Raw genomic sequence first — 20471 nt, 5'->3', positions numbered from 1 at the left:
TGATTCTAAGCAGAATCAACCGGTACAGTTGACAAAAGTATATGAGGTGTAAAAATGGCTAATAAGAAATTTAAGTTTGATGTTGTAATCGGTAATCCACCTTATCAAGAAGAAAAAGCTGGAACAGGTAGACAAGCTAAACCAATATATAATTTATTTGTACAACAAGTAAAACAAATGGGGACGTCAATAATTTCAATGATCACACCTTCTAGGTGGTTTGCAGGTGGGATTGGATTGAATAAATTTCGTGATGATATGATGAATGATAGTCATATGAAAACTATTGTGGATTATCCTAACGCAAAAGATGTTTTCCCTAATACAAGTATTAGTGGTGGTGTAAATTATTTTGTCTGGGAAAGGGATTACGACGGTGAGTGTGACTTTAACAGTGTAATTCATGGAAGAAAGAGTTCTATGGCTCGTAATCTTTCAGAATTTCCAGTTCTTGTTCGCTACAACGAATCAGTAAAAATTATAAGAAAAATTCAGAAACTTAATGAAGATACTCTAGAGCAAATAGTTAGTGCAATAAGTCCATATGGGCTATCGACAAGTGTTAGAGGTATAGCAAAACAGGACGGACAACATCCTATAAAGTTGAATTCCAGTAAAGGTGAAAGTTATATCTCAAGTGATATTGTAAAAAAAGGTTTAGACACGATTAATACTTACAGGGCAATGGTCAGCCAAACCAGTGCAGAACATGCAGGAGAGCCTTCTTCTGATGGAAAGTTTAAAGTTCTCACTAAGTCAATGAAAGTTATGGAGCCAGGTGAAGTATGTACCCATTCATATATATTTATTGGGCCTTTTAATACAGAAGTCGAATCTACTAATGTCATTGATTATTTAAAAACAAAATTTGTCAGATTTCTGTTACTTCAGGCTTTAACGTCTATACACATTAGTAAGTCAACGTTTGTTTTTGTGCCAATGCAAGATTTTACTCAAACATGGAACGATTCTAGTCTGTATAAAAAGTATGGGTTAAATGAACAGAAACAGGCATACATAGATTCATTTATAAAGGAGATGGATTAAACAATGGGTATTCCAAAAATAAAATCATTCAACCGAATTATCCCAATGATTTACGCTTACACTACTCCTAATGATGTGTCTCATAATGGCTGGACCAAGATAGGATATACTGCTTCGCAATCAGTAGAAGACCGTATAAAACAACAGAGCCATACAGTGGACGCTAAAGTAAAATTATTATGGCGAGGGAATGCTCGCTACGAAGATGGAACAGACGAAACATTTACTGATCATGACTTCCATAATTACTTAACTCAGAAACGACATATTGAACGTAAGCCAAAAACAGAGTGGTTTCACATTGATGGTCTAACTTCACATCATTACTTTCATGAGTTTGCTGACCGTGATTATGGGAATGTTCAAGGTAATGATAAGCATGTTCAGTATGAGCTTCGTAAAGAACAGCAAAAGGCAGTTGATCAAACAATTGCTTATTTTCTTAAAAATGGTGAAGGCAGCGAATTCTTGTGGAATGCTAAGCCACGGTTTGGTAAGACACTTACTGCTTATGATTTATTCCGTAAGATGCAAATGCAGAATGTACTGGTAGTTACAAATCGGCCTAGTATTGCAAACTCCTGGTTTAATGATTTTGACAAATTTATTGCCTGGCAAACTAATCTTAAATTCGTTAGTGAAACGGATGCCTTAAAAGATAAGCCAGTACTTTCTCGTCAGGAATTTATTGATTCCATTTCTGATGGCAATGATTATGGTCAGGTTGTTTTTGAGAGTCTTCAAGGGTTAAAAGGTTCGGTTTACTTTGGTGGAGAATACGACAAATTAAAGTGGATTGAAGATCTTAACTGGGATTTATTGATCATTGATGAGGCCCATGAAGGTGTGGATACTTATAAGACGGATAAGGCATTCGACAAAATCAAACGTAAGTATACACTTCATCTTACTGGTACGCCGTTTAAAGCCCTAGCCAAAGGCAAATTTGCTGCAGATCAAATCTACAACTGGTCTTATGCTGATGAACAGCAAGCCAAAGCCGATTGGAATGAAGAGGCCGAAGGTGGTAGCAATCCATATGCTGTAATGCCACGTTTAAACATGTTTACTTACCAATTATCGGAAATAATGGCAGACACTTTAAAACAGGGTGTTGATTTAGACAATGGTGACAAAGCAGACCCAGCATTTGATTTAAATGAATTTTTCAGAACGCAGAATGGTAAATTTGTTTACGATGAAGCAGTGGATCATTTTCTTGATGCATTGACTACTGGAGAAAAATACCCATTCTCAACTCCAGAATTAAGAACAGAACTTGCACATACTTTCTGGCTGCTTAACCGAGTAGATAGTGCTAAAGCTCTGGCAAAGAAATTGAAGCAGCATTCTGTTTTTAAGCATTATCATATTATTCTTGCGGCGGGTGATGGCAAACCTGATGATGACCAATTAAATGATGATCAACTTGAGAAGGCCAATGAAAAGGCATTTGATAAAGTTCAAAAAGCAACTAAAGAATATGATAAGACTATTACTTTGAGCGTTGGTCAATTGACTACTGGTGTAACAGTTAAACCTTGGTCAGCCGTTTTGATGCTGTCCAGTATGAAGAGTCCTGCTGAGTATATGCAGGCTGCTTTTAGAGCACAAAATCCATATACTTTTGAGCGCAATGGTGAATTAGTGCAAAAAGAAAATGCTTATGTTTTTGATTTTGACCCAACACGGACACTGACTATCTTTGACGAATTTGCTAATGACTTAATGGCTGAAACTTCAAATGGCAAAGGGACCGCTGCTGAGCATGAAACGAACATTCGTAAACTACTGAATTTCTTCCCAGTTATCGGTGAAGATGACAACGGCAAGATGGTCGAACTTGATGCTAAGCAAGTTATGTCTATTCCTCGTCAGTTAAAGTCACAAGAGGTCGTTAAACGTGGCTTTATGAGTAACTTCTTGTTTACCAACATTTCCCGAATTTTTGCTGCGCCTTCTGAGGTACGTGAAATATTAAATGGCCTAGTAACAGCAAAGGAGGGTAAAGCTAAAAAGAATGATCGAGATGCTATTGAAGGCGCTGAAGAAGTTTTAGTTAATGACGATGGTGAAGTCGAAATCCCTAAAGAGAAAGTAATTGGTAAATCTAAGGATCTTTTTGGTGACAAAGTTTACTCTGATTTAGGAAACCAGTTAGTAAACTCGGTGACTGATACTGACAGTACAGACTTTAAATCAGCTGCTAAGTCCATTTCTAAGAAAGTCAATGATTCTCTAAATAAAGAAGCTGTTAATAGAGTTGCTAATGATTATGGCCTGTCCAAGAGAGAAGCTAAAAAGCAACAGCAACGACTTGAGAAGGAAAATGAACAGGCCTTAAATAAGATTGCGGATGAACTTAACGATCTGAAGAAAGTAGCCGAAGTTAACTATAAGAAGGAACAAGCAACTGCACGTGATCAAGCAGAGCTTAATGATGCTAAAACAAAATACGAAACTACTGTTCAAAATATTGTGGATGATTTTGGTAAAAGAGTACAAGACCACGTCCAGAAGACAGTTGAGGATATTCCAGCTAAAGTTGTTGAGCGTGTTGAAAAGCATGAGGAAGAGCAAAAATTAAATAATGTTGAAGAAGATGCTAGAGCACACCTGCGGGGCTTTTCTCGTACAATTCCCAGCTTTATTATGGCTTACGGTGATAAGAATTTAACTTTGCAGAATTTTGACGATTATACCGAGGATGATGTTTTCAAAGAAGTAACAGGCATCACGGAGGATCAATTCCGTTTCTTGCGTGATGGTGGTGATTATGTTGATGCCGAAACCAATGAAGAGAAACATTTTGATGGTCATTTATTTGATGAAGTAGTGTTTAATGATTCTATTCAGCAGTTCCTTGAAAAAAAGGACCAATTAAGCAATTACTTTGATGACAATAGCACGGAGGATATTTTCGATTATATTCCTCCACAAAAGACTAATCAGATTTTTACACCAAAAGCAGTTGTTAAACATATGGTGGATGATCTTGAAACAAATAATCCAGGTATTTTTGATGATCCTAATAAAACATTTGCTGACCTATATATGAAGTCAGGGCTGTATATTACCGAAATTGTTAAGAGAGTATTTCGCAGTGAGAAGATGAAACAGCTCTTCCCAGATCACCATGAACGTATTAAGCATATTATGGAGCACCAGGTATATGGCTTGGCACCAACGAGGATTATTTATTTGATTTCGACTAACTATATTTTTGGATTTGATAAAGAACTGAAGAATAGTTTACTGGAAAAGCATTTTAAACAGATTGATGCTGCTAAATATGCCCAAGAAGGTACTTTGCAGGAAGTCGTCCAACGAGAATTTGGGGAGGAAGAATAGATGAAAGCTGATAGTATCCATCTGTTTGATTTCCTAGGAAGTGGGAAAACTATTTTTGAAATCCCTGTTTTTCAGCGAAATTATGAATGGGATAAAGCACAGTGTGAGCAGCTTTTTAAGGATTTAACGATAGCTGCACAAAACGATACCGATCATTTTATAGGCGCGATTGTTTATGTTACTGAAACTGGAAATAAGATGAGTCATATCTATCGCATCATTGATGGACAGCAACGTTTAACTAGTTTGACTCTGCTACTAAAGGCATTATCAGATGCTGATAAACAAGACCACGCTGAAATTGAGGAAGAATATTTAACCAATAAATATCTGGATGATAATAATCACCTTAAGTTAAAGCCGGTTGAGCATGACTATGAAGCATTTGAATCTGTTATGAATGAAATGACTGATTACGATCAGCCGTCAAAAGTCATCGATAACTATCGACTGTTTCAAAAATTGATTAGTAATTCAGACATTGATAGTTCTAAATTTTATGAAGCAATGAATCACTTCAACATGGTTTATATTGAGTTAAGTAGTGACCCTAATGAAGAAAATCCGCAAGTCATTTTTGAAAGTTTAAACTCAACTGGGGTTTCACTCTCATCCTCGGATCTAGTGCGAAACTTTCTTTTAATGAAACTAGATTCGCAGGAGCAGTCGGACCTTTATAAAAAATACTGGGTTAAGATAGAGCGGATGTTTGCAACTAAGACTTTTGCAGAATTTATTCGACATTACTTAGTGGTAAAAACTCATGTATCGGTAAAGAGAAATAATGTTTATGGGAGTTACAAAGACTACTTTATTGCTGAAAAATTAAATTCTGAAAACGCATTAGCGGATTTATTTAAGTTTGCCAACTATTATGACCAGATACTAAACCATAAAACTGAAGATAGTGAATTCAACAGGATTTTGGACCATATTAATGTCATGGATAGTAAAGTAGTGTTCCCTTACTTGATGTTACTCATGGATTTGATAACTTCTGGTGAAATTGATCAAGGACAAGCTAATAGGTTAGCGCATATTTTAGAGGGCTACTTATTCCGTTTAAAGGCATGCCAATTGCCAACAAATGGCTTAAATAAAATTGTTGTTGGACTTTGTGATTTATCAAAGGTAAATGGCAATTTAAAGCTAAGATTGCTACGCCTGCTAAAAGCAAATTTTCCCGATGATCGTAAATTGTCCGATAGCTTGATGGAAGTAGATCTTTATCACCAAAGAAATCACTTAGCTAAATTAGCATTAGTTATTCTGGAAGAGCACCGTACTAAAGAAACAATTGATTTTAACGATGCGCAAGTAGAACATATTATGCCTCAGCGCTTAAATGCAGAATGGCGATTACAAGTTACCAATGCGGATAAGGTCAAAGAGCAATTTGGTGGCACACTAGGTAACTTAACTCTTACTAAGTACAATCAAGAAATGAGTAACAAGCCTTATGATGAAAAAAGAGAATATTATCAAGATTCAAACGTGTTCCTTACTAGAGAAGTAGCGAAGACTTATGACCATTGGGGCAAGGACACCATCACTGACCGCACTAGAAAGCTTACTGATGAGCTAATAAAAATCTTCCCAATGCCAGACATAAAAGAGGTTAGTGAAGAAGAGATTACTGGTGAATACACAATAGACCAAACAGTTGATGTCACTGGTAAGAAACCTGTTCAGATTACTATTAGTGGAGATGACTATTCGGTAAAGACCTGGCGTCAAATGTTAGTTGTTTTTCTGAATGATATTTGGAATAAAGACAGTTTGAATTTTGACCGCATTAAGGAAAATAGGCAGATTGATAGAATGTTATTTAGAGTTAATAGGAATCCAGAAAAGTTGGAAAATGGAACAGAGATTGAAACTAATTTCTCAGCTACCGTTATCTTAGCTATCATTGCAAAAATCTCTGAAATTTGTGATATTACGGATCAAGTGTCTTATACAGTTAGATAGACAAGCTGAAGGACATTAACATTAACAATTTGCTGCGAAGGGGGATGGTAAAAATTGAGTAATAGGATTGAAAAATTTGAACTAAAAGAATTCATCAAGAGATTTAAAGAACTCTTGCTTGATAAGGAAACAAATAGAATTTTAATTCGTGGATATTTTGATGATGATAAATTACTTCTAGTATTTAGTTGCCTTTATGATTTGGAGGAATTTAATAAGGGTACTGTTGTAATTGGTAACACTACTGTTCCTTATGAAAGGCAATTCCTCGAAAAAGGACTTCGCGAAGTAGTTCCGAAGTTTAATTTAAGAGATTCATTTAACGTGTACGAGATGATTATTAATTTTGTACAATGGAAGAGAAATATAGATTTGCCATTTGGCTTTGATAAAGACTTTGCACTTTTCCATCCTGTACAGTCGGTATTAGACGGTAAAGATTTTCCAAAATTTTGCGCTACAATAAAGAATGCCAAGGCAAAGAAAAATATCCTTATAACCACTAATGATTTCAATAATACAGCAGAAAAACTTTATCCGTATATTGATGCAACTCTTATTTTGGATACAACGAGAGTTAATGAAGTTAATGAAGAACACGAAAAAACTTATAAAGTAATTCAAAGTAATCTTCAAGCTGATCACAAAGTTTTACCATATTAAATGTCAAATAACTTTGTCCGCAGGCACTCTGATTTTATTTGAAACTTATATGTTCCCACAAACTAACAAAATCCGTGAACTACTATTCATCACTAAAAATCCTTCAAGATTCAACATTTTAGATTCGAGTAAACGGATGTACTGCTTTTTGTTGGATAGTCAAAACCGCCTTAACTAGCGGTTAAACCAAAATGTGTAATTGATCAACTCAGCTCGTGGCACATCGAAAGCGTCACCGTGTTGACCCGTAAGTAACCTTAATCACCTACAGAAAAGGCGGTAGCCCGAACATGAATCAAAAAGAAAAAATGATGGCACTGATTCAAAAGAAGAAACAGAGCGGTCATAATAAACAAAAAACGGTCGCGAAAAACGACCGCAAAAACATGCGTAAGGGACCTAAGATTTTTAATAAGTAGGACAGTCGCTTAACGCGTGCTGCCTTAAACAATACGGTGCCAAGCTGGTTTGTAATGAACTGACTTGGCACCGTATTTTGTTTAAATTTAGAAAATGCTCTCGACTGAGAATCAAGTGATATTGATTATAGAAAACTCGATAAGTGGTGAGAGGTATCCTGGCCGTGATACATAATTCTGAGAATTTGGACGGTCTGATTAGTTTTTTCAGGCAGGTAAAAGACAATGTAATGGTTAACGGGAACGTACCGTAAACCGCGACTGTGCCACGGCTCAGTCGCGTACAACTGGTGCCTAGTAGGCATTAACGTTAGCTGATCAATGGTAGTTAAGATTTTACTGATTAGGTTGGTTGCACTGTTCGGTGCGAGACGTACGTTCCGGATATAAGCGTCAATGTTGTGTAGATCCAGTCGTGCTTGGTTAGCATAGACCACTTTCCATCGAGTTGGCATGTTTACTTTTTACCGTCGAATTCCTGACGAATTTGTTCGGCAGTATAGGTGTGACCACTACTGAAATCATCAAGTCCCTTTTGAATTTCATGACTAAATTGTTCCTTTGAAAGTTGGTCAGTATTGATTTTTTGAGGGGCCAGTTTAACATCAAATGGAATTCCACCCTGATTTACCACTTGCTGCAGAAACATGTTGAGGGCCGTGGACATCGGAATCTGTAATTGGTCTAAAACGGCTTCGGCTTGGCTTTTCAGTTCAGGCGTCACCCTTGTAAAAACACTGGCAGTTTTTTTTTGAACTTCTGCGGGCATCATTGAGACCTCCTAATAATATTTTTGATAATCTTAGCATTATTGCTATCGATTATCAAACATTTGCAAGCTAAATGCGATTTTTGCTGATTCTAACCTAACCCCAAAAAGTGGTATCCGAAAATGGATTAAAAAGAAAAAATGATGGCTTTGATTCCAAAAAGCAAAGTGGTCAAAATAAACAACGAATGACTGCTAAAAATGATTGTAAAACGTATGTAGGGATCCCAGGCTTTTTAATTACTCTATCCAGCCCGTTTCCCAGTATGGCCTAAAAACGGTTTATGCGAAATATTAGCATGTAAATAGATGTGCCCTAGTTTGAATCGTACTTAGATTAGACGGTCATCTGTGAATTAACGACGTGTTATAATAATTAAATTAAAGTGAGGGGGGCAAATAAAGTTGGCATTGTTAAAAGAAGAATCAGAAATTGTGAGCATCGCTGATTTACTGTCTTTAAATTTAACCATTCCTGAGTATCAACGGCCGTATCGGTGGTCGTCAAAGTCGACAAACACGTTATTTAATGATACGTACCAAGCGTTTAAATCCGGAATTGAAGAGTACCGGTTGGGCTCAATTATTTTACATAAAAAAAGTGTTAGCTTTAAGTCAGCGACTAATCAATATAACTTGGTAGACGGGCAGCAGCGAACGACGACTTTAACGATTCTTTTGTATATCTTAGATCAGAATAATCAGCCGCTTCTGAATGAAACGTACCAGCCATCCTCACAAAATGCGATTGTTGATAATTATGATTTATTAACTAGACGTCTTCACGAGTTATCAAAGCAGGAATCACGGTTATTTAAAGATTATCTACTAAATAACTGTAAGGTTGTTAAGATTGTCACGGATAATGAACAGGAAGCTTTTCAGTTTTTTGACTCACAAAATTCGCGTGGCAAGGCACTAAAACCACATGATTTGCTAAAAGCGTACCACTTAAGGGAAATGAAAGATGAAACGGAAGCAACCAAGTTAAAATTAATTTCAGAATGGGAAGCAACTAATCAACAAGATCTAGAATGTTTATTTGGACAATACTTATATCCGACTATTAGGTGGTCGAAAAACAAGGACGGATTAAATTATTCTGCCGATAAGATTCAAATTTTTAAGGGGATTAAACCGTCGAATAACTTTAATTATGCAACGTATCATCGGGCTAGTAATATTTTAATTGAACAACTGAATTCGAATGGTTCTAGTGAATTATTGGGATGTAATCAATTGAATCAATTTCAATTAACCGAACCCATCATTGCTGGAAAACGTTTTTTTAAATGGACCCTGTACTATGTGCAATTACAAGCAAAAATTGAGAATAAAATCAAAAAACATTATACGACCGCACAACTTCCGGATAAAGGCGCTGGAAATCAGTATATTAAACAGTTGTATGAAGCGGTATTAATGTTGTTTGTTGACCGGTTTGGTTTCAATGAACTAGATGATTCAGTGTTACATCAATTGTACACGTGGAGTTATTCTTTACGGTTGAAAATGAAAGCAGTTTATCCCCAAACAGTTAATAAGTATGCGTTAGGGCAACATGAACGGCTGAACCTTGGCCTAGACTTATTTAATCGAATCGAAGAAATGAACGATCCACAGGAACTTAAGACGATTGCGTTAGCTCCGGTTGATAACGCTAAAAATTATCAAGACATTTATGAATTGATGAAAGGTTGGAATTGGTGATAACCATGGGGAAAGAATTATGTTCAATTAAAGTATCCGCAATTTTCGACGCCGTTCATTATGAAGTCCCAATCTATCAACGGAATTACGCGTGGCAGGCTAGTCAAATAAACCAACTTATTGATGATATCAATAGTTCTGAAGATAATTATTTTCTAGGTACTTTGATTGTCAATCAAAGGGATAACGCTCTTTACGAAGTAATCGACGGGCAGCAACGACTCACGACACTATATTTATTGGAACGTTATTTACAAATGCCGTTGGATAGAAACGCGTTACAGTTTGAAGCACGAGACAAATCTAATCGAACATTGGCAGTTGTTGGCACCGAGTTCGATACTTTAGCGGAAGAGTTGCAATCAACTGAAATTTTGGATGGGTATAAAAATATTGAGGCTTACTTTAAGATGAGTAGCCCGGCAATCGACCGGGATACTTTTATCAAAAAACTAGATAAAGTTCTGTTAGTACGCGTTCAAGTCCCACATGATATTGATTTAAACCATTATTTTGAAATTATGAATACGCGCGGTGAACAACTTGAACTTCACGAGATTGTAAAAGCTAACTTAATCGCGCAAATTAAGGCACCCACAGAAAAAAGAATTGCCAATGCAATTTGGGAACATTGCGCTAGTATGATGACGTACGTACAAATGAATTTTTCAATTAATGTGCGACGAAAAATATTTACCAAGAATTGGGGGAGCCTGGCAAAAGGAATAACTAATTTTGATGCACTAGTACCATGGTTTACCGTTTCAGCCAAAACAGAACCGTCAATGACGTTAGCTGACATATTGAAGAAGCGTCCACGAGTGTCGGTTGCGTCGCAGCCTGAAACGCCGGAAAATGAGCGCTTTGAATCCGTGCTATCATTTCCTAATTTTTTACTCCAAGTAAATGCAGCGTTAAACCCGAATAATAATGAAAATAGTGATGATGCCAGCCTGGATGACCGAAATCTTTTGGTTAGTTTGAAACATACCTGGCAGGATGAAGTTACAGCTAAAGCGTTTATATTTAATTTGTTGAAAGCGCGGGTATTATTTGATAAATACGTTTTAAAGCGGGAGTACGTACGGGATTACAAAGAAACCGGTAAATGGTCATTACAACGGCTAGAAAGATATCGGGATTCAAATGGGGACAAGCCAGTTTATCACGCAACGTTTGATGAAGGGGATGGGGATGTTAAGAATAAGAAAATTCGGACACTCCAATCCGCACTGCGGATTACTTACACTTCGCCTAAAACCATGCATTGGATTACACTGATTCTGAAAAAAGGTCTAGCTGGAGAAATAACCGATATTTTAAATGTTTTAGAAACATATGCACGTATTAAAGTCGCAGAGTCTAATTATAAATTAGCATCTGGATTCCAGTTTGAAAGAATTGTCTTTAGCTATTTAGATTATCTACTATACCGTGATGGGTATTCGTATGGTGGCCATGAAATGATTAAACCGCTGGCTGATGATTGGCAGTTCCAGTTTAGAAATTCAATTGAGCACTTTTTCCCACAGCATCCAACCGAGTTAATTGAATGGCAAGATGACGACTTGAATGGTTTTGGCAACTTGGCGCTAATTACCGTATCAGGAAATTCCGTATTTAGTAATATTGATCCCGTAGGAAAGGTAAGTACAAACCCGACCATTGTTGAACAAAGTTTAAAATTAAAGATTATGAAAGCTATGTTAGAACAAAACGGAAACATGTGGACCCCCAAGTTATCGTATAGACACCAAGAAGAGATGTTTAGAATCCTTGAACAGGCAACTAGTACGGATTAATCTGATATCAGGGTTGCTATTGATCATAGAATGAAGTTTAAAATTACGCTACTATCCGTGATGAAAGCTATTTTAGTAAATGATAATCATTGAATACGATGATTCTAAGAGGACGCTAATTATTTCGGGCGATGTCTAAATGCTCCTATTTACGACAGGTGACCTGTTAATTATGATGGTGAGTAAGATTCGACTGGGGCATTGACCGGCCAAATTGTTGGGATGTTGTATGGTGTCACGGCGTTACCGACTAGTTTCATTAAAAGATTAGATTCGTAGCCAATGATTGATAAAGTGGTGGGATACTTAGCTGAATAGTAAAACATCCGTGACAAAGTTGAGTCATAGTCAACCTTGTCACGGATGTTTATTTAGCTAGCTGGTAACTGGCCCCTACGCGCGGTGTAATGGTCGTGAGTGGGACCGAATCATCCAAAATAATCGTAATCCAGTTCTTTTTGTTCATATGATAACCCGGGAAATAGTGTACGCTATCGACTAGTTGGGTAACGTCTTCGGGAGTGGCCCGAACGTCTAAAACGGTAATTTCAGTGTCCCCGGTTAGACCTAACTTTGACCGCTTAACCGTCAGCAATGCCGCGTACCACTTATGGGTGTCGATGCGCCGCCAAACCGCGTTTTTAGGAAACTTTTTCCATAAGAATTCCAACTGGTCGCCGTACGTCGCCTGCACGTAATCAATGACGGATCGGGCCTGCGGGGCCTTAAACACGTCCGCATCCATGCAAGTCGTCTCGAGTTTGGTGAGCCATTGCTGGTACTCGTTAGCGACTTGCCCCACGAACGTCCCGCTGGCGTAGGGGGCGAGGTGTAAAACGTACTCGTCGTTAGTCGTGGTATCGACGACCTTAGTGGTGAGTTGGTGGTCATTGCGTACGTCGAAGGTCAGTGAAAATTGGCCGTTAACGATTGGAACCTGGTAGCGGTAGTGGGTGCCACTTTGGTGAAAACCAAAGGTCAGTAATTGTTCAAAATTAAATTTTTTATCGTGAAAATTCAGTTCAGCCATCATTTTACCCCGTTTTTAAAGTGTTTAAGTTTATCATAGCCCCGCTGGTCAGTAGTTGTAAATCGTAACGGACTGATTACAGCGTGTTGGAGTCTAAAACGTTGCGGGGACGGTCTGCTAGACCACGCACTAATGATTTATAATTATTCTTATGGTTTATTTAAACTGTTTGGCGTCGTTTTAAGTAAAGTCAACGCGCTTTTGAGTTATAATAATAAACGAATCAATTTGAGAGTGGGGAGAAGTATGGTAAAAAGAAGAACGTTAACGCAAGCAAAAGTTTTGGCAACTGCTAATCAGTTGATCGAAACTAAGGGGATTACCGGATTGACCATCCGTGATTTGGCGCTCGTCCTGGACGTGCGGCCACAATCGATTTATAACTACGTTGATAGTTTGAGTGATTTGTTGGATCAAGTGGGGCTCCAGTTCGTCCAACTCGTTTCGGACCAGCTTACGGAAAAAATCGCGGACGTCACGGGGGATGACGCCTTAATGGCCTTTGCCCAGGAGTTTCGCTCCGCTTGTTTGCACCACCGCGGGTTGGCCCCGGTGTTGCTAGATCTAAACGATAATTTAAAAATTCCGCGAACCCGGACGGCCATGATCAAGTTGTATCAGGACATGTTTACGCCGTTACAAATGAACGCCACGGCCCGGGTGGAAAACACCCTGTACCGGTCGACGTTGTTTGGTTTTATCATTCAAGAAATCGGGGGCTTTTTCACGATGCCCGAATCGGAATTAGACGAACGGTTCACCAAGACCATGCAGTTGGCCATTGATCAGACCCATTTGCCAACTGATAAATAAATTAAGATAAAATGCAGTTCAACACGGGTAATTAATCTGACTTTTCTAATCAGACTAATTACCCATTTTTTATAGTTTTGATTAAACTAAGTTAATTTAAGTGAAATTCCGATAATTTTTGGCTAAAATCGTTTACAATTAAATTAAAATTAACGCTAAGGGGGGCGCCACATGTCAGACCGTTACTTACCACCAGTTGAAACTGGTTTAACGACCGAAGAAGTTCGCCAGCGGGTGACGGCGGGCCTCAAAAACGAACCGTTACCACCGCTGACCCGGTCGGTAAAACAGATTTTTCGGGATAACTTGTTGACCCTGTTTAATTTAATCAACGTTTTACTGGGCGGACTGGTACTGATTACCGGGAGTTATAAAAACTTATTATTCTTGTTTGTGGTGATTATGAATACCGCCATCGGAATTTTCCAAGAGGTGCGGGCGAAGCGCCAGGTGGATAAGCTGTCACTGTTGTCAGCGGCCAAGATCCACGTTCGGCGTAACGGCCAGGTCGGGGATCAGCCCCAAGACGCCGTTGTTCAGGACGATCTACTCGTCGTGACCCGCGGGGACCAGCTGCCAGTTGACGGCGTCGTGCGGGCCACCGACGGCCTGGAAGTCGACGAATCCCAGATTACCGGGGAAGCCGACCCGGTGATCAAGGGTCCGGGCGACGCGATGGTTTCGGGCAGCATCATCCTCGGCGGGCACGGCGTGGTGCAGGCCACCGAGGTCGGTCACGGGAGCTTTATCAAACAAATGGCGAAGGCCGCTAAACAGAAGCGACGCACCCCGAGCCAACTGTTAACGATCATTAACCGGATCATTAAAATTTTGACCTTTACGATTATTCCGCTGGGTGCCGGCCTATTCATTTCGACCCTGTTACGTGGCGAATCGCAAAACCGCGCCATTTTAGGGACGGTTGCCGCGATGGTCGGGATGATTCCCGAAGGCCTCGTGCTACTGACGTCGGTGGCGTTGGCCGCCGGAGCCTTTACGTTGGGCCGGCACCAGGTGTTAGTCCGGGAATTACCCGCCATTGAAGCCCTGGCCCGCGTCGACACGCTTTGCCTGGATAAAACCGGGACAATTACCAGCGGCCAGTTAAAGTTTGACCGGCTCGAACCGTGGGGCGGCGTTCCCGGTAAGGCGGTCGAAACCCGGCTTGCCGAATTAGTGGCGGCCATCGACGATGATAACGAGACCGCCCAGGCTATTAAGACCGCGTTTGGCACGCCCAGCGTACACGCGGACACCGTGTTGCCGTTCTCGTCTGCCCGCAAGTGGAGCGGGGCGGCGTTTAACGGGCACGCCTACGTGATGGGGGCCCCGGAATTTATTTACGACCAAGTCCCGCGCGCGTTACGCGATCACGTTCAAACGTTGGCCGAACGGGGGTACCGAGTCCTGCTGTTTGCCCGGGTCGCGGCGTTAACCACCCCGAAGCCGACGCAACCGGAGGCTCTGGGACTCATTTTAATGACCGATGAGTTGCGGCCCCAAGCCAAGACCACCTTTGGCTTTTTTGCCAACCAGGACGTAGCGTTAAAGGTGATTTCCGGTGATAATCCGGTTACCGTGGCCAGTATTGCGAACCGGGCCGGGATCGCCGGCGCGGAAAAATTAGTTGATATGAGTCAGGTCGGTGAGCGACCGGATTTTGACCGGTTAGTGGCCGACTACACCGTTTTTGGCCGGGTGACACCGCAACAAAAGGAAAATCTGATTAAAGCGTACCAGGCCGCGGGGCACACGGTCGCCATGACCGGCGACGGCGTCAACGATTTATTGGCGCTAAAGCAGGCCGATTGCAGTATTGCGATGGCGACGGGGAGCGAAGCGACGAAAAGTTTGGCCGACTTCGTGCTAATTGAGTCCAATTTTGACGCGATGGTCCAAGTGCTCAACGAGGGCCGGCGGGTCATCAACAACATCGAACGGGTCGCCGCGCTGTACCTAATTAAAACGATGTATTCGGTCGCCTTAACGCTGATCTTCATCTTTATGAGCCACAGCTACCCGTTTGAACCGATCCAGCTGACACCGATCTCAACGCTGATGGTCGGGATCCCGACCTTCTTTTTGGCGCTGCAACCGGACTATACCCGCATCACCGGCCGCTTTATGAAGCAGGTCATGGAGATTGCGGTCCCGGCCGCCATTTGCGTGGTCGGTTACGTGATCACGATCATGCTGCTGGGAAACCAGCTAGACCTGAACTTCGCGACAACGTCCACGCTGAGCGTGTTGTTGACCGGGGTGATCAGTTTAAACGCGTTGGTCATCGCGGCTCGGCCGCTCAACCGCTTTAAAATTGGGTTAGTGGCGTTAATGGCCACGCTGTTCTTACTAGTGTTCCTGTTTGGCGGGGCCATCTTTTCACTGGTCAGCCTGTGGCATTGGTCGCTGGCGTGGGTATACGTGCCGTTAGTCATCAGCGCGTACCCGGTCTTTATTCTGTTACAAAACGGCCTGGGCAAACGGGTGCTCAGTCGCATTCGTTGGCGTTAGCCGCGTACTTAAAGAACGTGCTCACCGCGGTGGGCACGTTTTTTTTTATATTGTCTAACAAATTACTTTGACAGCCACAGTAATCGGTGGTATATTATGTTCATCGAATTACTGTGTCACACAAAGTAGTGCAGGAAGGAAGTTGGGAATGCAGCCAGAAATTTCCAAGGATACGATTCGGGGGCACACCACCACCATCGTGTTAAACATTTTAAACCAGGGTGACAGCTACGGTTACGCGATTGCTAAAACGATCAAGCACCTGAGCCACGCGGCCTACGTCATCAACGAGGCGACGCTTTACACGGTATTTCGCCGCTTAGAAAAGAACGGTGACATTACTAGTTACTGGGGAAACGAGACCCAGGGCGGCCGGCGCAAGTATTACCAGATCACCGTTCAGGGACAAGCGACCCTCGCGCATAACGTGGCCGAATGGAATTTTGCCAAGCAAGTGATCGATGAATTGATATTAGGAAGGATTGACGCGGATGTCAGCAAAGATTGAACAACTGGTCGCCATGCGACTAACCAGCTACTTTAAGGAACAGCCAAAAACGCCGGCACTGACCGAACTGCGCTCCGAACTGGCCGCCGATTTAAACGAAGCGGCGAACGATAAGGAACGGGCGGGGCTGGACCCTGAAGCAGCGGTGGCCGAAGCTTTCAGTGATTTTGGCGACATTAACGAATTAATTCGCCAGATCAACGCGGAAAACGGGACGACCACCACCATTCACGGCCACCACGTCGTCATGGATAACGACGGCCTTTCCGTTGATGACGGGCAGACGCTCAAAATCAACGCGGACGGAATCTATTTAAAGGGCGGCCGGGCCCTCAAAGCCGATGCCGACGGGGTGTCGATCAACAACGGCGCCATTCAAGCGGACACTCACGGGTTAAAACTGGGCAGTTGGACTTTTGATGAGGACGGGATCAACTTGAACGGTGACGCCCAGACCGCAAAGCCCCAAGCTGCGCCAATCAACTTAGCCCAGGAATACTCAGAAACCTTACCGTTAGTAAACGAACAGCGTTTCGACGCGGCGACGCTGACCCGGTTAACGGTGGCGTACAAAGCCGCCCAAGTTAAAATTATTCCGACTCAGGGGGCTTCACAGGAAGTGATCGTGCGGGAATACATGAACCATAAAAACGCGGCCTACCAGTCTCAAATCGAGCAAGCTGGCGACGAATTAAAAGTCGTACAGGGCAAAGTGCCCTTTTTGATCCCGCTGCGGGTGCACGTCCAGATCCACGTCCCGGCCGACTTTACCGGTAACTTAACGTTAACGAACCGTTCCGGGCATTTGCTGGTCGCGGGGTTCCAACGGCTCAACGCGCTTGACCTGCAAGTGCTCAGCGGTAACGCCGTGGTGAGCGACCTGCATAGTCGGGCGCTGAGTATGGACGTGACGTCCGGTGACGCGGAACTCACTAATCTGCGGGTCATAAACCAGTTGGGGTTGCTGGTCAAAAGTGGCCGGACCCGGTTGACGACCGTGACGGCGGAACGCTTCATCGTCAGCGTGACTAGCGGGACCGTACGCGGCACGGCCCTCACCGGTGGGGGCAGCTGGACGGTCAAGTCGGGCAGCCTTAAACTGGATTTAGCAGCGGTGGTGGCCGACGTGCACCTCATGGCCAAGAGTGGAACCATCAAAGTGACGGTGCCGACCGACGCGAGTTACGCTTACGAACTCGAGTCCCATAGCGGGCGCGTCGTGGCACCTAAAAACGGCACGGCGACCCACTTGGCGGACGGCTACCAGGCCGGCCGGGTCGGCGTGACCGGGCAGTACTTGATCCAGGGGCAAACGACCTCGGGAACGATCAAACTGAGCTGAGCATTCGCCGGCCGCAGTGGGACAATTAAAATTAACATTGCGTTTGTTAAAAATAGTCGCGTTTCCACGTCATGGAAGCGGGGCTATTTTGACGTTAATTCCCCTAACATCAATAACTTTTAACGCCCACTTATTTTTGAGGCACGCGAAATTTGTAGCTCGATTCGGTAGGCTTATGAGCGCCGTTAGCCTTATAATTGGTTCAGAGAAGTTTCTGAAGGGGGATGTGACTTGTGGGGGTTAGTGAACAACGGTTGATTCAGCGCTTGGTCCCGACGTTGTTACGGTTGCGCCAAACTAATTTTTACCGGGTGATCCAGCGAACGCTGATGCTGACGTTCCCGTTTATCCTAATCGGGACGTTCAGTCAGATCATTCAGTTGACCGTGTTGACCAAAAGCGGCTTTTTTGCCAGTGTCTTTCACTTGGCCAAGTGGGTCCCGTACTATAAGTATCTGCACTACCCGTTCGATAATTTAACCAACCTAACGTTAGATAGCGTTTCGATCGTTGCCGCGTACGGCGCGGCCAAGTACGCCGCTAAACTGCAGAACCGCGACGAACAGTTGGCCGGGTTGACCGGTGCCATCGCGTTGTTGTTAATGGCGTACCAGTATACGAACCAGGCCCAAGTTGGCGTGTTTAACGCGCTGATGCTGGGGACGAACGGTCTGACGGGGGCGCTACTGGTCGGCGGCGTAACCGGACTGTGCTTTAAGTGGTTTGGCAAAGCGGGTGACGAGCCGCGCTCACCGCACACGGCTGAAATTTTGAGCCGGACGTTTGGGTCGTTATTACCAATGCTGATTACATTGCTGGTCGCGCTCGTGGTGAGCCTCGGGTTACACTGGGTCGTCATGGCAACTTATTCCGAAGAGAACTGGACGGCTTTTCAGAAGTTTGCGACGACCTCGCACAGTCTCTGGCTGACGTTTGGGATGGCGGCGTTAACGTTATTTTTGGAAATTATTGGGCTGTTCGGCCCGTACCAGCAACAGCTGGTCGCCAACGCACCGGCCATGAATACCAATTTAAGCTACGCGTTAAGCCACCATTCCGCTTACAACGTGCCGTTTCCGTATACCGCTAACACCCTGTACCACGCTTTTGGGACCTTCGGGGGCACCGGGATGTTACTGGCGTTAGTCATTGCGATATTTATCAATAGTAATAATCATAATTATCACGTCGTGGCTCGCTGGGGACTGCTGCCGGCACTATTCAACAGTAACGGGCCCATTTTGACCGGGTTACCCGTTTTGTATAACCCCATCTACCTGATCCCGTTCATGGTCGCCCCACTCGTAAACATGGGCATCGCGGCGGTCGCGGTGGCGCTTAAATGGATTCCGGCGGTGGTTTATCCGGTGCCGATTGGAACCCCCGGGCCGTTGATTGCCTTTATTGGAACGAACGGTAACTTGGTGGCCTTTTTACTGGGAATCGTGTGCCTGGCCGTTTCGGTCGTGATCTATTTACCGTTCCTGCACTTAGCGGAAGCCATTGCCGACGCGGCACAGGCGGAACTCGCACGGGAAGGGGGCCCACGGCATGTGGAAAAATCCTAACTGGCCCCGGCGGTTACGCAGTTTGATCGTCCTCGTACTGGGGATGGTTTTTCTGGGACTGCTGATTGGACCTTCGTACCACTGGACCCAGGCTAACGTGACGGCGATGACCGGGCGGCACGATTCACAACTGTCGCCAATCATCATGATCCCGGGTAGTAGTGCCAGTCAGAACCGGTTTGACACGCTGGTCAAACAGCTCAATAAGGCTGATAAACGCCGGCACAGCCTGATTAAACTAACCGTTAAAACGGACGATAAGATCACGATGAGCGGGTCTTTGCGTCCACGGGACAATGAGCCGGTGATCGTGGTCGGTTTTGAGAATAATAAGGACGGTTACGACAACATTAAAAAGCAGGCCCGATGGTTCTCGTTGGCGTTTAAGCAGCTGGCGGCTAAGTACCAGTTTAATAATTTTAAGGCCATCGGGCACTCCAACGGGGGCTTGATCTATACCTACTTTTTTGAACACTACTTTAACCGTAGCGACATTACGGTCAAGCGAATCATGACGATCGGTTCGCCGTATAACTTTTCGGAAGAGAACTTGTCGCATAAAACGCAGATGTTGGCCGACTTTATTAAGTACCGGGAGAACTTGCCGAAAAACGCCACGGTGTACTCGGTGGCCGGGACGGAAAATTACGATACCGACGGGCTGGTGCCGGCCCGCAGCGTGGAGGCCGGCAAGTACGTTTACCAGGGTCAGGTCAAACACTACACCGAAATTACGGTGACCGGGAACAACGCTCAACACTCCGATTTGCCCCAAAACAAGCAAATTGTGGCGCTAATTCGCCAGTACATGCTCAATAAACCGACGAAGCGGACCCGTAACCGGGCGATTATCGGGGCCAACGCGGGGACACCGTAGTGGTGCGATGATTACGCGTTACCGGTGATGCCAGTCAAAAAAACAAGCCACCAACGATGCCAAAATTGGGCATCGTTGGTGGCTTTGTGG

Annotated in this window: 16 protein-coding genes; 13 read left to right on the top strand and 3 right to left on the bottom strand. The window is 43.3% G+C overall.

Annotated features, from left to right (window positions below):
• Positions 1–54: 54 nt before the first annotated feature.
• The 5 genes from D1831_RS10515 (at position 55) to D1831_RS14850 (ending at position 7451) form a co-directional block, all read left to right on the top strand.
• On the top strand, positions 55–1047 hold the full coding sequence (locus D1831_RS10515; RefSeq protein WP_125072900.1) for an Eco57I restriction-modification methylase domain-containing protein: 993 nt from the start codon (positions 55–57) through the stop codon (positions 1045–1047).
• 3 nt (positions 1048–1050) lie between these two features.
• Positions 1051–4398, top strand: coding sequence for a DEAD/DEAH box helicase family protein (locus D1831_RS10510; protein WP_125072899.1), 3348 nt, complete (start codon positions 1051–1053; stop codon positions 4396–4398).
• On the top strand, positions 4399–6369 hold the full coding sequence (locus D1831_RS10505; protein WP_125072898.1) for a DUF262 domain-containing protein: 1971 nt from the start codon (positions 4399–4401) through the stop codon (positions 6367–6369).
• A 54-nt stretch (positions 6370–6423) separates the two neighbouring features.
• A complete protein-coding gene (locus D1831_RS10500; protein ID WP_125072897.1) occupies positions 6424–7032 on the top strand; it encodes a hypothetical protein in 609 nt (202 codons plus the stop codon).
• Between the two features lie 290 nt (positions 7033–7322).
• Positions 7323–7451, top strand: coding sequence for a hypothetical protein (locus tag D1831_RS14850; RefSeq protein WP_263853685.1), 129 nt, complete (start codon positions 7323–7325; stop codon positions 7449–7451).
• A gap of 125 nt (positions 7452–7576) precedes the next feature.
• On the opposite strand, the gene D1831_RS10495 is transcribed toward D1831_RS14850, so the two are convergent.
• Complete coding sequence (locus tag D1831_RS10495) at positions 7577–7906, bottom strand: type II toxin-antitoxin system RelE/ParE family toxin (RefSeq protein ID WP_125072896.1); 330 nt, start codon at positions 7904–7906, stop codon at positions 7577–7579.
• Positions 7907–7908: 2 nt separating this feature from the next.
• On the bottom strand, positions 7909–8220 hold the full coding sequence (locus D1831_RS10490) for a type II toxin-antitoxin system RelB/DinJ family antitoxin (protein WP_125072895.1): 312 nt from the start codon (positions 8218–8220) through the stop codon (positions 7909–7911).
• Positions 8221–8625: 405 nt separating this feature from the next.
• On the opposite strand from D1831_RS10490, the gene D1831_RS10485 reads away from it, so the two are divergent.
• Together D1831_RS10485 and D1831_RS10480 are read left to right on the top strand one after the other, a co-directional pair.
• Positions 8626–9930 carry a DUF262 domain-containing protein gene (locus D1831_RS10485; RefSeq protein WP_125072894.1) on the top strand — a complete coding sequence of 435 codons (1305 nt, stop codon included), beginning with the start codon at positions 8626–8628 and terminating at the stop codon, positions 9928–9930.
• Between the two features lie 5 nt (positions 9931–9935).
• On the top strand, positions 9936–11732 hold the full coding sequence (locus D1831_RS10480) for a DUF262 domain-containing protein (RefSeq protein WP_125072893.1): 1797 nt from the start codon (positions 9936–9938) through the stop codon (positions 11730–11732).
• A 367-nt stretch (positions 11733–12099) separates the two neighbouring features.
• Here D1831_RS10480 and D1831_RS10475 read toward each other — a convergent pair whose 3' ends face one another.
• On the bottom strand, positions 12100–12762 hold the full coding sequence (locus D1831_RS10475; RefSeq protein ID WP_125072892.1) for an MmcQ/YjbR family DNA-binding protein: 663 nt from the start codon (positions 12760–12762) through the stop codon (positions 12100–12102).
• Positions 12763–13008: 246 nt separating this feature from the next.
• On the opposite strand from D1831_RS10475, the gene D1831_RS10470 reads away from it, so the two are divergent.
• The 6 genes from D1831_RS10470 to D1831_RS10445 all read left to right on the top strand — a co-directional run bounded on the left by D1831_RS10470 (position 13009) and on the right by D1831_RS10445 (position 20381).
• Positions 13009–13575: a TetR/AcrR family transcriptional regulator gene (locus D1831_RS10470; protein ID WP_125072891.1), complete on the top strand. Its 567-nt coding sequence runs from the start codon at positions 13009–13011 to the stop codon at positions 13573–13575.
• A gap of 171 nt (positions 13576–13746) precedes the next feature.
• Positions 13747–16086, top strand: a complete 2340-nt coding sequence (locus D1831_RS10465) for a cation-translocating P-type ATPase (protein ID WP_125072890.1) — start codon at positions 13747–13749, stop codon at positions 16084–16086.
• Between the two features lie 148 nt (positions 16087–16234).
• Positions 16235–16594 carry a PadR family transcriptional regulator gene (locus D1831_RS10460; protein WP_125072889.1) on the top strand — a complete coding sequence of 120 codons (360 nt, stop codon included), beginning with the start codon at positions 16235–16237 and terminating at the stop codon, positions 16592–16594.
• Complete coding sequence (locus tag D1831_RS10455; RefSeq protein WP_125072888.1) at positions 16578–17936, top strand: DUF4097 family beta strand repeat-containing protein; 1359 nt, start codon at positions 16578–16580, stop codon at positions 17934–17936. The genes D1831_RS10460 and D1831_RS10455 overlap by 17 nt, the downstream gene beginning before the upstream one ends.
• Before the next feature lie 233 nt (positions 17937–18169).
• On the top strand, positions 18170–19504 hold the full coding sequence (locus tag D1831_RS10450; RefSeq protein ID WP_125072887.1) for a PTS transporter subunit EIIC: 1335 nt from the start codon (positions 18170–18172) through the stop codon (positions 19502–19504).
• Positions 19488–20381 (top strand): alpha/beta hydrolase, encoded by an 894-nt coding sequence (locus tag D1831_RS10445; RefSeq protein ID WP_125072886.1) that lies wholly within the window; start codon positions 19488–19490, stop codon positions 20379–20381. Before D1831_RS10450 ends, D1831_RS10445 begins: the two co-directional genes overlap by 17 nt.
• Positions 20382–20471: the final 90 nt, after the last annotated feature.

The organism is Lactiplantibacillus garii (assembly GCF_003885105.1).
Lineage (GTDB): Bacteria > Bacillota > Bacilli > Lactobacillales > Lactobacillaceae > Lactiplantibacillus > Lactiplantibacillus garii.
The sequence above is the reverse complement of the archived record's forward strand: the minus strand, read 5'-3'. Positions and strand labels throughout refer to the sequence as shown.